15 protein-coding genes are annotated in these 13148 nt (G+C 43.0%); 14 read left to right on the top strand and 1 reads right to left on the bottom strand.

The genetic code is table 11. The annotated features are described in order from the left end of the window. The first annotated feature begins 8 nt into the window (after positions 1-8). From ACFS25_RS30235 to ACFS25_RS30170, 14 genes are all read left to right on the top strand, one after another. Complete coding sequence (locus ACFS25_RS30235) at positions 9-1130, top strand: cytochrome c oxidase subunit II (protein ID WP_381508711.1); 1122 nt, start codon at positions 9-11, stop codon at positions 1128-1130. 29 nt (positions 1131-1159) lie between these two features. Next, positions 1160-3043: a cytochrome c oxidase subunit I gene (locus ACFS25_RS30230; RefSeq protein ID WP_381508710.1), complete on the top strand. Its 1884-nt coding sequence runs from the start codon at positions 1160-1162 to the stop codon at positions 3041-3043. Beyond that, positions 3018-4037 (top strand): COX15/CtaA family protein, encoded by a 1020-nt coding sequence (locus ACFS25_RS30225; protein WP_381508709.1) that lies wholly within the window; start codon positions 3018-3020, stop codon positions 4035-4037. Before ACFS25_RS30230 ends, ACFS25_RS30225 begins: the two co-directional genes overlap by 26 nt. Position 4038: 1 nt before the next feature. Then, positions 4039-4917: a heme o synthase gene (gene cyoE, locus ACFS25_RS30220; RefSeq protein ID WP_381508708.1), complete on the top strand. Its 879-nt coding sequence runs from the start codon at positions 4039-4041 to the stop codon at positions 4915-4917. Positions 4918-4926: 9 nt separating this feature from the next. Then, entirely contained in the window at positions 4927-5517 is a 591-nt protein-coding gene (locus tag ACFS25_RS30215; RefSeq protein ID WP_381508707.1) for a cytochrome c oxidase subunit 3, read from the top strand. 15 nt (positions 5518-5532) lie between these two features. Further along, positions 5533-6330 (top strand): cytochrome c oxidase subunit 3, encoded by a 798-nt coding sequence (locus ACFS25_RS30210; RefSeq protein ID WP_381508706.1) that lies wholly within the window; start codon positions 5533-5535, stop codon positions 6328-6330. An 18-nt stretch (positions 6331-6348) separates the two neighbouring features. After that, positions 6349-6672 (top strand): cytochrome C oxidase subunit IV family protein, encoded by a 324-nt coding sequence (locus ACFS25_RS30205; protein ID WP_381508705.1) that lies wholly within the window; start codon positions 6349-6351, stop codon positions 6670-6672. Between the two features lie 3 nt (positions 6673-6675). Continuing rightward, positions 6676-7386 (top strand): SCO family protein, encoded by a 711-nt coding sequence (locus ACFS25_RS30200; protein ID WP_381508704.1) that lies wholly within the window; start codon positions 6676-6678, stop codon positions 7384-7386. A 10-nt stretch (positions 7387-7396) separates the two neighbouring features. Continuing rightward, the gene (locus ACFS25_RS30195) at positions 7397-7939 is read left to right on the top strand and encodes a DUF420 domain-containing protein (RefSeq protein WP_381508703.1); all 543 of its coding nucleotides are present in this window, start codon (positions 7397-7399) and stop codon (positions 7937-7939) included. A gap of 239 nt (positions 7940-8178) precedes the next feature. After that, positions 8179-8556, top strand: coding sequence for a DUF983 domain-containing protein (locus ACFS25_RS30190; protein WP_381508701.1), 378 nt, complete (start codon positions 8179-8181; stop codon positions 8554-8556). Positions 8557-8667: 111 nt separating this feature from the next. Next, positions 8668-9267: an RNA polymerase sigma factor gene (locus ACFS25_RS30185; protein WP_381508699.1), complete on the top strand. Its 600-nt coding sequence runs from the start codon at positions 8668-8670 to the stop codon at positions 9265-9267. Continuing rightward, complete coding sequence (locus tag ACFS25_RS30180) at positions 9236-10150, top strand: hypothetical protein (RefSeq protein ID WP_381508697.1); 915 nt, start codon at positions 9236-9238, stop codon at positions 10148-10150. Before ACFS25_RS30185 ends, ACFS25_RS30180 begins: the two co-directional genes overlap by 32 nt. Next, positions 10147-11172, top strand: coding sequence for a hypothetical protein (locus ACFS25_RS30175; protein ID WP_381508696.1), 1026 nt, complete (start codon positions 10147-10149; stop codon positions 11170-11172). Before ACFS25_RS30180 ends, ACFS25_RS30175 begins: the two co-directional genes overlap by 4 nt. Positions 11173-11175: 3 nt before the next feature. Beyond that, a complete protein-coding gene (locus ACFS25_RS30170; RefSeq protein ID WP_381508694.1) occupies positions 11176-12000 on the top strand; it encodes a Rossmann-fold NAD(P)-binding domain-containing protein in 825 nt (274 codons plus the stop codon). On the opposite strand, the gene ACFS25_RS30165 is transcribed toward ACFS25_RS30170, so the two are convergent. Then, positions 11995-13140: a glycosyltransferase family protein gene (locus ACFS25_RS30165; protein ID WP_381508692.1), complete on the bottom strand. Its 1146-nt coding sequence runs from the start codon at positions 13138-13140 to the stop codon at positions 11995-11997. The genes ACFS25_RS30170 and ACFS25_RS30165 overlap by 6 nt on opposite strands. Between the last annotated feature and the right edge of the window lie 8 nt (positions 13141-13148).

The following is a 13148-nucleotide window of genomic DNA, read 5'->3' as shown; positions in this document are numbered from 1 at the left end:
GTATAAAAATGGTTTACATAGTTGCTTTGTTATCGGTAATCTTTTTAGGGCTGGCTGCATTGGTCATTTCTAAGATAATTACTGTTGCGAAAAACGCAAATGGGCCTGTCGTAGACGGCCAAATCGGGTTAAGTAATCGCATTAATGGCGTATTATTTGTAATTTTCTTTGTGGTCGGTCTGATTGCTGCAGTATGGTCATTTCTTCATGCAAAGCAATTTTTCTTACCAGAGGCATCGTCGCCCCACGGTCGTCGGACAGATTTTCTATTCTGGCTTTCAATGAGCATTATCACGATTGCATTCGTGGTAACAAATGCGTTGCTTTTCATTTTTGCATGGATGTATCAGCATAAAGAAGGTCGTAAAGCTGCTTATTATCCTGAAAATCACAAATTAGAGTTAATCTGGACGGTGGTTCCTGCTGTTATCATGGCTGTTCTAGTATTTACAGGCTGGCGAGCATGGCGTGATATCATGTCTGAAGCGCCAGCTAATGCTCAAGTCTTTGAAATTGTAGGCAAACAATTTAACTGGATTGTACGGTATCCGGGCGTTGATAATAATAAGCTTGGTTCCTTCAATTATAAATTGATTGACAATAACAACGATACAGGAATTGATTACACAGATGAGGCATCATTTGATGATTTCACCTCTACTTCTGAGTTGCACATTCCTGTGAACAAGCCAATTCTGTTGAAAATTCGCGCTCGTGACGTATTACATAGCGTGTTTATTCCTCACCTGCGTGTGAAAATGGATGCTGTTCCGGGAATGCCAACGCGTTTTTGGTTTATAGCTGACAAGACAACGGACGAAATGCGCAACATTACTGGTAATCCTAACTTTGGTTATGAAATTGCCTGTACAGAAGTTTGCGGTCAAGGTCACTTTTCCATGCGCATACGCTTAATTATTGAAGACGAAGCATCTTGGCAAGCATGGTGCAAGCAACAGAAACCATTGCTGACCTCGACGCCAGAACTGGCATCACGCATTCCGGCAAACCTGAAGGCTAAAGCTGCCAAGTATTTACCGGCTGACGCTGCAGCGGCTCCTGCTGATAGTTCAACGGCATCATTACCACAAACTCGTGGAGCATCAGTAGCCAGCGCTGTACTCCGATAATTTTTTCAAACTCTCAACAAACAAATACTATGGCGACTGTATCAGCTAACCCGGCAATTGTGGCGCATGCGACAGAGCATGACCATCATGAGCCGCAAAGTTTTTGGCGCACGTATATTTTTTCGGAAGATCACAAAACGATTGCTAAGCAATACCTAATATCAGGTATCATCTGGTCAATTATCGGGATTAGCTTATCTGTTATGTTCCGGCTTCAACTGGGCTTTCCAACTATGAAGTTAGGTTTCCTGCGCCCAATTTTGGGGAGTTGGATTAACGAAGCAGATAAGATTGACCCTGACTTCTATTTGGCCTTAGTTACAATGCACGGAACAATAATGGTGTTCTTTGTATTGACGGCTGGTCTAAGCGGTACATTCTCGAACTTCCTGATTCCGCTTCAGATTGGTGCTCGTGATATGGCATCAGGCTTCCTGAATATGTTATCATACTGGTTCTTCTTCATCGCCAGTGTGATTATGTTCTCGTCTTTATTTATTCAGACGGGACCTGCTTCTGGTGGTTGGGTAATTTACCCCCCATTAAGTGCATTGCCGCAGGCACACAAAGGGTCTGAGTTAGGTATGACTCTCTGGTTGATTAGTATGGCATTGTTCATTGTCTCTCAGTTGCTAGGCGGTATCAACTACATAACAACCGTCATTAACCTACGGACACGTGGTATGTCGTTTAGTAAATTGCCTTTGACAATATGGGCCTTTTTGTTAACCGCCATTCTAGGGTTGATTTCATTTCCGGTCTTACTTTCGGCTGCTTTATTGCTCATATTCGACCGTAGTTTCGGTACTAGCTTCTACCTGTCAGAGATATACATTAAGGGGGAAGCTCTTCCAAACGTAGGTGGTAGCCCAATTTTGTTCCAGCATTTATTCTGGTTCTTAGGTCACCCGGAAGTTTACATCGTATTGCTTCCAGCTCTTGGTATGACCTCTGAAATCATTGCAACAAATGCTCGTAAGCCAATTTTTGGTTATCGTGCTATGATTGCGTCAATGATGGGTATAGCCTTTTTAGCATTTATCGTATGGGCTCACCATATGTTCGTAACAGGTATGAACCCGTTTTTGGGATCAATATTCATGTTCTTAACATTGATTATTGCTGTTCCATCTGCTGTAAAAGCGTTCAACTATATTACAACACTATGGCGTGGAAATATTCGCTTCACACCGGCGATGCTCTTCTCAATTGGTCTGGTATCTTTCTTTATATCAGGTGGGTTAACCGGTCTGATACTTGGTAACTCTGCACTGGACATTCAGTTGCATGATACATACTTTGTGGTAGCTCACTTCCACTTAGTGATGGGTGCTGCCTCTGCCTTTGGATTGCTGGCCGGTGTATATCATTGGTTCCCTAAAATGTTTGGCCGGTTGATGAATGAAAAGCTTGGCTACATTCACTTCTGGATGACATTTACGGGCATCTATCTTGTATTCTTTCCAATGCACTATGTAGGTATTGCTGGTTTCCCACGTCGATATTATGCGTTCACGAGCTATGATTTCACAAAGAACATCTTTGCTGACATGAACGCGTTTATCAGTCTGGCGGCTATCTTTACTTTCGCAGCCCAATGGATATTTATCTACAATTTTGTCCATAGCTTAATTAAAGGCAAAAAATCCACACAGAACCCGTGGAAATCGAATACGTTGGAATGGACAACCCCGATTCATCCAGGTCATGGTAACTGGCCAGGAGAAATTCCAGCTGTATATCGTTGGCCTTATGATTATAGCAAGCCGGGTGCAAAGGATGACTTCATTCCTCAAAATGTGCCTTATTCGCAAACGCCTGAGTCAAATCTTCCGCATGAGAATGAGTTGATTGGCATGGAAAAAGAGATCGAGGGACAAAACTTGAATGATCAGTTCAAACAGCCTCATTAATAAAAAAGAACAGCGATTCCGGAGCCTGGCGTTCCTAACAGTAATTGTCATCTATCTGTTAATATTGGCAGGTGGTATTGTTAGAGGCACAGGCTCTGGAATGGGCTGTCCTGATTGGCCGAAATGTTTTGGCCGTTGGATTCCACCTACTGAAATCTCTCAGTTGCCAGTAAATTATCAGAAAATTTACGGTGCTAAATTGAAGGGAGAGGTTGAATTTAATGCTACAAAAACCTGGATAGAGTACACCAATCGTTTACTAGGGGTTCTGTCTGGTTTTTTGGTTTTTGCTACCCTAATTGCTTCTCTATCTTATCTACGCAAAGACAAAACCATTATCTGGGGAAGTGCCGCTGCATTTGTACTGATTGGTGTTAATGGCTGGCTTGGATCTCGAGTAGTCGCTACGGAATTAACACAGTATGTAATAACCTTGCATCTCCTGTTAGCTATTTTAGTGGTTTTTGCCTTACTCTTTGTATGGATTCGGTCAAATGCTCATCGATTACATATAGAAGATATAAGTGTAGAAAATAACATATCACGTTGGCTATTAGGGATTTTACTAGTCTTAACGATAGGACAAATCGTATTAGGCGCACAGGTTAGGGATGTACTGGATAGCGTAGTGAAGCGTATAGGATACACACAACGTGATAGTTGGGTTGACAATCTAGACTGGAGATTTTACATCCATCGTTCGTTTTCATTAGTTATACTGACTCTCCATGTTGCCATTATTTATCAACTTCGCAAACGCAATAAAACAGGGGTGTTTGTTTCATTAACGAATGCGTTAATGGCCTTAGTTATAGCAGAAATTGGGACGGGTGTAATTATGGCATACCTAGGGGTTCCAGCAATAGCTCAACCGATTCATCTAATATTGGCTATTTTGATAATTGGCCTTCAATTTTCGATAGGCCTGTTACTAACGCCAAAATTCATACTACCAAGAGGCATAAACAAAGCGTCTCGATTAGTAAAAGTGTAACATGGAAAAATCATTGGCTTTAGCCACTCTCAACGATAAAACAAAAGCGTACATTGAGTTAATAAAATTAAAGCTTACACTGGCTGTAGTATTTTCCGGTGTATTTGGCTACTGTCTTGCCATTGATCATGTTGAGGTGTGGAAGATAGTTGTTTTAGTTATTGCTTCGATTAGTATAACGGGAGCAGCTAATATCATAAATCAGATAATTGAAAAAGAGTCAGATAAATTGATGAAGCGTACGGCCCTTCGCCCATTACCGACAGGCCGGCTTTCAGTAAACGAAGCAGCCATTTTTGCCTTTATCCTTTTTAGTGTTGCCTGCTATTTATTTGTTGAAGTCTTTAATGTTAGGGCAGCTGCATTGGCTGTGCTATCTCTACTATTATACGGATTTGTTTATACGCCATTAAAACGTAGAGGTCAAATCGCCGTGTTTGTAGGGGCATTACCAGGAGCCTTCCCACCGATGATTGGATGGGTAGCTGCAACAAACCATTTTGGATGGGCACCCGGTATATTATTTGCTATTCAATTTTTCTGGCAGTTTCCGCATTTCTGGGCAATTGGCTGGCTGGCTTTTGACGAATATAAAAAGGCAGGTATACAAATGATGCCGGGTGATGGTAAGACAACAGAAACAGCCTTCAGAATCATGATATATACGTTATTTCTGGTTCCTGTAGGTTGGTTACCTTACTTTCTTGGCATGACTGGTATTAATTCAGCACTAGTAGCTATGGTTGGCGGAATCTTGTTTCTGGCGCAAACGTTTCATTTAATGAGAACCTGTACAGACAAAGCAGCTTTGCAGATGATGTTTGGCTCATTGCTGTATTTGCCTGTTGTACAGATTGTTTACCTACTAGATAAAGTATAACAACAAACCATGAGTGAGTTAGTTAATGATATTTCTATAATTGAAGAGCCAGAAGAAACGCTCTCAATGAACCCCCGCAAGTTTATTATGTGGTTGTTCATTGTTAGTATTATCATGCTCTTTGCTGCCATGACCAGTGCCTACTTGGTGCGTCGGGCAGAAGGAAACTGGCTGGAGTATGATGTTCCAATTATTTTCACGTATAGCTCAATCGTATTAGTAATTAGTAGTCTTACTATGCATTGGGCTTATATAGCTGCAAAAAAAGATAACTTTGGCAGTCTGAAAATAGCGATAACTATTACTTTTGCACTCGGAGTCGTTTTTTTATTCATGCAGTTCCAGGGATGGATTGAATTAGTTAACGAAAACGTTTTTTTTGTTGGTAATCCGGCGGGCTCATTCATGTATATTTTTACGGGTCTGCATGGATTTCACCTGATTTCCGGTCTGCTTGTGCTAGTCGTTGCGCTGGTAGCTGCTTTTCGGCTACGAATTCATGCCAAGAGCTTGAATCAACTCGAAATAGCTGCTACTTACTGGCATTTTTTAGACATTTTGTGGTTGTATTTGTTTTTCTTTTTAGTCTATTTTCATTGATAATCTTTTAGACGCATGGCGGCTACTGTAACGCACGATACCCTGACAACCGACTCGGAGCAAGTGTTCGACAAGAAAACCTGGATGGGTGGTGTTGAACCGATGAAAGTGAGCTACGGCAAGCTGATGATGTGGTTCTTCCTTATTTCGGATACCTTCACCTTTTCAGCTTTGCTAGTAACTTATGGCCTGATTCGGTATAGTTACCCCGCTTGGGACCCGGCTATCTATGGTGAAGTATTCAAGTTCTCTAACCTATACTGGCCAACTCCAGAAAAGGTTTATAACTCTCTGCCATTTTTACATGGTCTTGATTTGCCTCTGATTTTCGTCGGTATCATGACGTTTATCCTCATTTTTAGTAGCGTAACTATGGTACTGGCTGTAGAAGCCGGGCATCGTATGGACCGTAAAGATGTAGAAAAATACATGTTGTGGACCGTTTTGGGTGGTATAACGTTTTTGGGTAGCCAGGCTTGGGAGTGGAGTCACTTTATTCATGGCACCGAAACCGGTACAACGATTAGTGAACTGGTGAATGGACAAACCATCCAGCGGACTATTTTTGGCGCGAACTTAGTTGAAAATCAGTACGGTCCACCTGCATTTGCTGACTTATTCTTTTTCATAACAGGTTTTCACGGAACCCACGTATTTAGTGGTGTTGTACTGAATATCCTGATCTTTTACCGGGCAGCAACGGGCTTATATGAAAAGCGCGGTCATTACGAGATGGTTGAGAAAGTAGGTTTATACTGGCACTTCGTCGATCTCGTTTGGGTATTTGTCTTTACTTTCTTCTACCTGGTTTAAGTTTAATCACCTTTTGTCATGACTGATAACACACATGGAACGCATGAGGTTGGCGAAATACCACCCGCAAATACAGGCCTCATCTGGCGCACTTTTGTAATTCTTTCTGTTATTACAGCATTTGAATTTACACTGGCTTATTTTATGAAAGCTGGTGGTTTCAGAACATCTATTTTCGTTCTGATGACATTAGTGAAAGCATTTTATATCGTTGGCGAATTCATGCACCTTAAGCATGAGGTGAAAAGCTTGATTTGGGCCATTGTTATACCTGTAATTTTTATTGTCTGGTTGCTTACTGCATTATTGACCGAAGGCGGTTCGATTTTTGAACTACGATAAATCATGACGGCCATTCGAAAAGCCGGGATCCTGCTCGCTACGTTGCTGGTCCCGGCTTTGTTGTATCTATTTCTAAGGTTTGAGACCCAAAATCATTTCATACTGCCCCGCTATTTACCCAAAATTGATTCAGCAAAAGGTGAGCCGTTAATGGGTAAAGTTACACTGGCAGATGGTAGACAAGTGACTGATACGATTTACAACCATATTCCGTCGTTCAGTCTAATTGATCAGGACGGAAAAACGGTAAATGAGTCAATCGTAAAAAATAAGATTTATGTTGCCAGTTTCTTCTTCACGCGTTGCAATACCGTTTGTCCCCGAATTTCTTCACAGCTGACAAGGGTTCAGGATATTTTTCGAAAGAACCCCAGCATTATATTTTTATCGCACTCGGTAGACCCTGAACACGACCGACCGGCGCAGTTGAAAGCCTACGCTAAGAAATACGAAGCATTACCCGGCAAATGGTATTTTTTAACTGGGACGAAAGCTAGCATTTACGATTTAGCCATGCATGGTTACTATCTGCCAACCGTTGATGCAGGCGTAAAGGAAGGGAAGCCTGACGAAACTTTTATCCATAGCGAAAAGTTGGTATTAGTAGATAAACAGGGCATTGTTAGAGGGTTTTACGACGGAACCGATAAGGAAGATGTTGATCGATTAGTGCTTGAAATTCGGGTGTTACTGGATATTTACAGCAAAGAATAATTTGTAGCTTATGGAAGCATTACAACCCGTTCAACAGCAAAAGGCTAATCGGGTCATTACTGTTCTCTCAGTAGCCATTCCCGTTGCCGTTGCTGTATTACTAGGTATTCGCCAGAAGGTTAATTTGGGTACTTGGACAACTTATTTGCCGCATCTGAATGGTATTATTAACTCTATAACATCGGTGCTTCTTCTTCTGGGGTTTTACTTTATCCGGCAGAAAAATGTCCTGGCGCATAAACGAACGATGCTGGCGGCTTTTACTTTTGGATCATTGTTTTTGGTTAGTTATGTGCTTTATCATCTAACTAATGAGTCAACGCCTTTTGGTGGTGAAGGATGGGTACGACCGGTATATTATTTTTTACTAGTGTCGCACATTGTTTTGTCTGTAGTGGTAGTTTGGTTTGTATTACGAGCGGTTTATTTTGCGTTGAGTGGTCAGATTAGCAAACATAAACAAACAGTAAAATATGCGTTCCCAATCTGGCTATATGTAAGTGTTACGGGTGTAATCGTCTACCTGATGATTAAGCCGTATTATATTCATTAACTCGATGAAAAATAAGAGAAGTTGGAAAGTGTGGTTGGTAGTTATAGTTTTGTTGGCCATTACGCCAGACCTCATGGCTCAGTGTGCTATGTGCCGGGGAACGGTTGAAAGCACAGTTAGTAACGGTCGTAGTATGGTAGCTTCCCAGTTGAATTTGGGTATTGTGTATTTGTTAATCATTCCCTACCTCATTATAGCTTCGATCTGCTATTTGTGGTATCGTAACAGCAAACGTGAGTATGGGAGACGTCTCGAGGTTGCAGGCCGCGTTAAAAGGGCTATGTCCTAAATGTAGACAAGGTAAAATTTTCAAAAAACCTTTCTATTCACCTCGTGGGTTTGATGAGATGTACGAGCTTTGTCCTCACTGTGGCCTGCGTTACGAAATTGAGCCGGGTTATTTTATTGGGGCTATGTATGTTAGTTATGCCATTTCTGGTGGGATAGCTTTAGTAATGGGGTTTCTGCTCTTTTACTTAGGTGGTGATCCAGAAGGCTGGGTATACGCTGCCAGCATTGCACCAGTAATGATACTAATTGCACCAATTAATTTTCGAATATCAAGGGTTATCTGGCTGCATTATGTAGCTGGTATCAAATATATAAAAGGGCTGTAAAGGCCCTTTTTTTATGTTCATAGGCTAGAAATGTAAGAACGTTATAAATTTTTCTTCTCCATGCAACCTTAACCTATCTAACCTGCATCTTGTGAATGAACCTAGACGAATATGCTTCGACTTATACCGTTTTTTACGACTGAATCACAACTCATTGTGGCGTTGAAGCGGGGCGAAAGCCGCGCTCACAAGGTCGTTTATGAACGGTTTGCGGGTAAAATGCTGGCAGTATGTACACGCTATTGCGCTAATCGTGCTGATGCAGAAGAGGTTATGTTGGATGGCTTTATGCGGGTGTTTGAAAAAATAGAGCAGTTTCGGGAAGACGGTAGTTTTGAAGGATGGATACGGCGAATTATGGTAACTGAATCGCTGATGTTCTTACGGAAAGCAAAACACTGGCGGCAGGAAATATCACTTGACGATGTTACAGTTGAGCTTGATTATGAGTGGGCAGATACATCGGTCAACGAAAACGATCTACTGCGACTAGTTAACCAATTGCCCGATGGATACCGGACAGTATTTAATTTATATGCTATTGAAGGTTACACACATGCCGAAATTGCCGAAATGCTGGGTATCTCAGAGGGTACCTCGAAATCTCAGCTAAGCCGTGCCCGGATGATGCTACAAGTGAATTTGAAAAAAGTGGAACAGGAATTTCGGTCTGAATCCTATGAAAAAACATACAGAAAAACTGCCAATTGATGACCTGTTTGCCCGCAAATTAGGCAACATGTCATTGCCGCCCAGTGCCGACGGCTTTGAGCGATTACAGGCACGTATGGGGCAACAGAAACCAGATATGCAGGTTGTCTTCTGGCGTAATCCAGCAATGCCGCGCTATATAGCGGCTGCGGCTTGTCTATTGGTAGTGTGCTTATTCGGGTGGCTTTATTGGCCAACAGATGGGACAATAGAACCATCTCAGGAGCAGGTAGCTGCCAATCAACCGGTAATATCTTCACCGAAGAAGTCTGCCCGGAAACAGTTGGATCAGCAACAAAATAAAGTAGCACCAGATATAAAAATGCCTGCTCTGTCTGGTCAGGAAGTGAATTCAGATCAAGTAGCGATTACTGATAAATCTTCTGGAAGAAATAAATCATATACTGGTTTAGCAAGTCGGCCTTTGGCAAGTGAAGAGACAATTAAGACTGTAGCCGATGAACCAGTTTTAGCGCAAACAAATCCAACTAAAGTTGAAACAAAAACCAACACACTACTGCCTGGTATCGTAACACCAACCGGTCAGGCAACAACTGAGCAAGTGGCAGAAACTAAAACGATCGCGAAATCACTTCCGGCTACTGAGCGTGTATTGGTTGTCACAATTGCAGAACCTCAGGCATTAATTGCGGCTCGGCAAGCAGCTAGGGCTTCGGTTGAGGAGTCGGCTATAGTTGCTCAAAGCGATAAACTTGAAAAAGAGACTAAAGCGGGCGGTTTATGGCAGCAGGTAAAGCGCATTAAACAAGGGGAGATATTCGCCCGTCAGGATAATGCGGGCAATGATGATCGGGGTTTGCTGGGCCGGGCTTACAACGGCCTGAAACACAGTTTGGATAAAGATAAATCAGTTAAGCAATGAATAAGATTCTACGTATAGTTTTTACGATGATTATAGGCGTAACAATGATATCCGGCCTTCAGGCAATGCCTACGCATCCGGCTGACTCATTAGTAATTCGTTTTGCAAACCGAACTCGCCTGGTTATCTACGCGCCAGATAAAGCCGGAATTCAGGCTTTATCAAACTACGATTTGAATAAAATTGTGCGCGAGATGGGTATGAAACTTGATTCCGTACCTGGTGGTCAGACGGCTATTTCTCAGGATGGCGAACGTTTTCTAAAAGACACAGTGCTGGTTGTCACAAAAAAGAAAGATGGATTCACCATTGTTATCAACAGCAATGGTGACACAACCAAAACATGGTCCCAACAAAGAGATGGAAATGATCGCGATTATGAGCGGGCTCGACGACGGAAACGAGAAAAAGATGGTGGCGGTTTTGATTATGGGTTGAGTATTGGTTTAAATAATTTCATTCAACAAGGCTCAAATCCAGCCTATCCCGAAGATAGTTATGATCTACGGCCGATAGGATCACGCTATATTGCCTTGTCGGTGGGAGCGATGCCAACCCTTATTCGGGGCAAATACGCATCATTAAAGCTGTATTATGGCGTTGAGGTGGCCTGGAACAACTTCATGTTTGAGGGAAATAATGTGGCCGAAAAGTCGCCCACTGGCGTAGCGTTCCCGGATGCAGGTCGGGACTTGCAGAAAAGTAAGTTGACCGTTTGTACAATTGGTATCCCGGTGGTGCCCCGCGTTACGTTCTACAACAGTGATGGCCGAAAAATTTGCCACATTGGACTGGGTGGTTACGTTAATTATCGGCTTGATAGCTATCGAAAAATAAAAGAGGCCGATGGTAGCAAAGATCGTCGCCATTCCGATTATTATCTAAACAACTATCGTTATGGTCTGGTAGCGCATCTGGGACTTCGAAGCGTCGATTTTTTTGTGAAGTACGATCTAAATCCGCTTTTCCAAGTGAATAAAGGCCCCGATGTTCGAACGCTTACGTTTGGCGTTGGTTTCTAACATATGCCGGACAAAACTATTTCTATTATTGGCTGTGGTTGGTTGGGCCTGCCTTTGGCTGAGGATCTATTGCGGACAGGATACAGCGTGAAAGGAAGCACAACATCGTCCGAAAAAATGGTGCTGCTGCGTCAAAAGGGCATTGATGCGCATCAACTGCGTTTAAACCCTGAACCTGTTGGTGATATTACGGCTCTACTCGAAGCCGATACGCTCATTATTGATGTTCCACCCAAAGCCGGAAAATTAGGTGATGATTTTCACCCGCAGCAAATTCAGCATCTGACCAACGCCATACAACCGTCGCCTATAAAGCATATCATTTATGTCAGTTCTACGTCGGTTTATCCGGAGTTAGGCCGGATTATGCTAGAGGATGATGTGACAAATCCCGATCAATCTGCTTCGCCCGCGTTAATTCAAGCCGAGCAGTTAGTACAGAGCCTTGCGCCAGAGCGAATCGTAACGGTAATTCGCTGTGGGGGATTAATGGGGTATGATCGTATTCCCGGGAAATACGTTGCCGGGCGAACTGTGGAGAGTGGGGGTGTACCGGTCAACTACCTTCACCGCAACGATGCTGTGGGGATTTTGTCTGTTATCGTTCAACAAGGCATAATTGGTACTTTCAATGCTGTTGCTCCGCAACATCCAACGCGTGAAGCTATTTATCGAAAAAGTTGCGCTGATTTTAATTATGAGTTACCTACATTCATCACGCCTACAAAACCCGTTCCCTATAAAGTTATTTCGGTAGGGAAATTAATTCAGACAACAAATTATATCTTTCAATATCCAGATCCGTTACAGTTTTTATATCAATTATGAACGCAACAAGTGCCGGACGCGCGTTTGAAAAAAACCACCCGATGGTTTACGAGTTGGTCTAGTGGCCCGATTGAGGGCTGCTAAAAACATAAAATACCCTTGTGCATGCCATGCCCGAAATCGCTCACTCACCTGCGGGTCATATTGAGGCATATAGGTTAACAACTGATCGAGATCAAAACAGTCAGAAGCAACGCCAACCCCAGCCCGTTGGCTATCGATAGCATTGCAGGCTTGCTCAAAATGGTTTGGTTGTGGAATCATCAGGGCAGGCTTACCCAGATAAAGAGCTTCGCAAACTGATTCAAAACCTGCTGTCGTAACAATAGCTTTGCAGCGGGCCATAAACTCCAGAAACCGTTTTCCGTCGATAGCGTGGTACGTCAACGTTTCATCAATCACCTGATCGGGGCCGGTCGCATCCGAATGAAAGGCATCCATCTGAATCTCAGGATTCTGTTTGTGGGCTTTCTGCAACTCAACTTTTAAACCGGGTTGTGTTACATAGGCCAACAGAAAATCGCCCGGTGTAGGCTTTAGGTCAGTTAGTTCTTGGCGTAGTAAAGGCGGCACTACACGCAACCGTTCGTTTGGCTCATCAGGCTGCTTGTCGAACGAGAGTGCGAGTAGCTCCTGCGCTCCGAAGCACGTTAGCCGCGTGTTGAGTTTGAACGCCTGCCGGTATAACCATTGCCCTTCGGGCCGCTGAAAATCGCGGTGAAAAGCCATATACTGATGAGCAATACAAATCATTGGCGCCGATGGTCGTAGAAGAGCGTAGGTCATTCCACCAAGCATCTCAAAAAAATTAACAACTACATCAGGCCGTTGTGCGTCAATATGGTCGCGTACTTGCCGTAAACTACGCCAGAAGGGACGTATAGTTCGAATGGCCATCAATGTCGTTTTAAATGGTTCGAGCGCATTAGTACCTGCGTTATACACCAATCCAGGACTGAATACGGGAAGAATAGGGGCCGTAAACTTCTCACTAAAAAATGCGGGCACACTTCGCTCGGCTGTTATACCAACTATTGCCCCGATAACCTCATGACCAGCAATGCGTAAAATCTGGGCCAGTGATAATGCCTGTGTTAAATGACCCCGGCCTTCACCCTGTACTAAAAATAAGATGCGCATGATAAGGA

Source organism: Spirosoma flavum, from assembly GCF_042686045.1.
Taxonomy (GTDB): Bacteria; Bacteroidota; Bacteroidia; order Cytophagales; family Spirosomataceae; genus Spirosoma; species Spirosoma flavum.
Note: the sequence above shows the minus strand (reverse complement) of the source record. Positions and strands in the feature narration are given on the sequence as shown.